We start from the raw sequence: 2,439 nt of genomic DNA on the forward strand, positions 1-2,439 counted from the left end.
AATTTTGGTTCATCTACAAGGCGCATTAAAGGTTTAATAGCAGGCCTATTTAGCCTTTGATGCAACGCAGTAGATGGGCCAAAAGGCAAGCTATTATGTTCAATTTATAAAATTTGTGGTCCTAAGAGCTTTTTTGAGGGTTTTAAAAAAATATTTCTCTTGTTAACAATGGGTTGCTGTAATTTTTTTGGTCCGACCCCATTTTAAGCCCAGTCTTTTAAAGACTGCATGAGTTTGAATCTGGCGGATCGGCTGGTCCCCTTTAATCTTCCGCCATTTATGATGATATAATTCAATGCGGAATTGCCCGGCAGATCTGACTGACACTGGAAGCGCATTTTATCGATGAGCGGCACATGCTTTGACCTTAAAAATCCCATAGGGGTTGAATGTAAAATTTTTTTATCAATGACAACTGCTTGATTTGAAAATTCAAATGTTTTTATGTTCCAGGCATCATCAGACATCAGTTCCACCGGAGAAAATGAGGAATTGCGAGGATCAAAACTGCCATTCATCAAGGGAAAAAACTCTGCATCCTGTTACAGGGCAAAATGTATCCATCAGTTATCTCCGATTTTCCAGGTTTATTTTTCAAAAGCGGTAATGCTCAAAATAAAATTTTTTAAATTGATTTTTGGATCCAGATTGTGTGGTATCTCCTGAAAAAAATATTAAATCCCATGTACCAGTCCCAGAGTTATATAATATAGTAAAATCGTCAAGCGGATCTATTTTTTTTTCTTCTTTCATTTCAATGTACCAGTCTTCATTGCTGTAAAGTTCATCTGAACACTCTTCACACATACCATGGCTGAAGGTTGCCTCTGAGGGCGCCAATTCGGGAACCAGAGGCAAATGGCTTTAGGTGGTCGATGATTTGAGTGATCAGTTGGACCTCGATCATTCCGGTAACATTTTTAAAAGGAAACCCATAGACCGAGGCATCCCAGTTCAATCCGCAAAAAACAAAGGGCAGGTCTGCATCTTTAAAATAAGGGGCGACCAGGCATTTTGCCGCATTATCTTCGGATACAATAACAAGATCCGGTTTCCAGGACAGTATCACCTGTCTTGCCTGACGGGCAGCAGCCTCTTTTACCTCCTCTGGAAACAATATTTCAAACCGCGGGATTTGCCGATACGCCGGAAGTATTCTCGGCGGCTTGCGTTACTAACCCCCATGCCCTGGTGGGCACAACAAAGTATGTGCATGTGAAAGCCCAAACTTTTTTCTTGCATCTATCCAAATTTGATATTTCGGCGATAAATTTTTCTTTTTTGCCATAACAATTTAAATATTTTTTAAAATTTATAGGTAACATAGACCACTACCCTGTCGTTATTTTTCCATTGTACGTAGCTGATATTATCAAAATTTAACCAACCAGAGACAGGCACAAAATCATTTTGGCTTCCAAAAATTTCAAAGGCACCGTTGGTTGTCCATCCGGCGCCCAGGCGGTAGGTGATCTCAACCCGGTTCATCCATGCCTGGTCTGAAATGTCATAGTGAAACAGATTTTCAAAGGTAAGGTTCTGGTCATATTTAAACTGGATCCTTGACAGCAAATCATTTGTACCGGCGCGCCCTTCCTGGGAATTGATGATATAATTATCTGCACGCTGCTGGTCCAGGATAAGTTCTCTTGAATATTCAAGGGTAAAAACGATCTCCTCCATGAAAACATGGCGGACATTTTCGCCAAAGGTATAGGTAAACCCCAATACAGAACTTAAATAGTCCTGGTCCTTGTCACCGTCACTCATGTTGTAAAGGGTTTCCCCATGAATTTCAAAGCCGTCCATGGTGGTTGAGAAACCGCCGGCAAGGGTATAGATTCTGATGATCTCTTCTACATAGGTTGCCCCCTCACGCTTTATCACAGAATAGGGGCTCAGGCCTGTGTTGGCACTCAGGAAGAAATCCCAGCCATTTCTTGTGGTTTTATACCGGGCAAAGTAATCGATATTTTCCAGAGAGATATCGGGATAGTCTTCTAGGATATGTCCGACAATGGGATTGTTTGCAAATGCTCCCCACCATCTTGATCCTAAGGGGGGCACTTTATTGGCCGTGTAAACCGGTAAAATGGCAGCGGTGATGGTATCCCCTCCCAAGGTACCACCTTCTGGGTAGTAATCCACCCTGGCCTGCCAGAGTCCAAATTGTTTGGGGTCCAGGGGATCATACAGGTCCATGGGCCGGAATCGGTTCGAAGGAGAAAAAAGGGTGCAGATCCCGGTGTTGAACATTTTTTTCCCCAGGGTGATGTCCACATTTTCCCGGCTGGCAAATGCATAGGCCTCGTTGGGTGTAAATCGTCCCTGTTGTAGTAATCAAGCAGCCATTATCTGCTCAGTTCGATGATCCCAAAATTCATCCCACCATCCATTGGCTCTTAATATCCTGAGGGACAACATAGGATTTATGGATTT

General features: G+C 42.6%; 4 protein-coding genes. All 4 read right to left on the minus strand.

Going from position 1 to position 2,439, the window contains the following annotated elements:
- Positions 1-203 precede the first annotated feature (203 nt).
- Positions 204-467 carry a hypothetical protein gene (locus tag Q1Q15_RS25380; protein ID WP_300465582.1) on the minus strand — a complete coding sequence of 88 codons (264 nt, stop codon included), beginning with the start codon at positions 465-467 and terminating at the stop codon, positions 204-206.
- Positions 468-594: 127 nt separating this feature from the next.
- Entirely contained in the window at positions 595-753 is a 159-nt protein-coding gene (locus Q1Q15_RS25385; protein WP_300465584.1) for a hypothetical protein, read from the minus strand.
- Positions 754-799: 46 nt separating this feature from the next.
- Entirely contained in the window at positions 800-1,117 is a 318-nt protein-coding gene (locus Q1Q15_RS25390; protein ID WP_300465586.1) for a hypothetical protein, read from the minus strand.
- Positions 1,118-1,305: 188 nt separating this feature from the next.
- Positions 1,306-2,256, minus strand: coding sequence for a hypothetical protein (locus Q1Q15_RS25395; RefSeq protein ID WP_300465589.1), 951 nt, complete (start codon positions 2,254-2,256; stop codon positions 1,306-1,308).
- Between the last annotated feature and the right edge of the window lie 183 nt (positions 2,257-2,439).

Source organism: Desulfobacula sp. (genome assembly GCF_030145145.1).
GTDB lineage: Bacteria > Desulfobacterota > Desulfobacteria > Desulfobacterales > Desulfobacteraceae > Desulfobacula.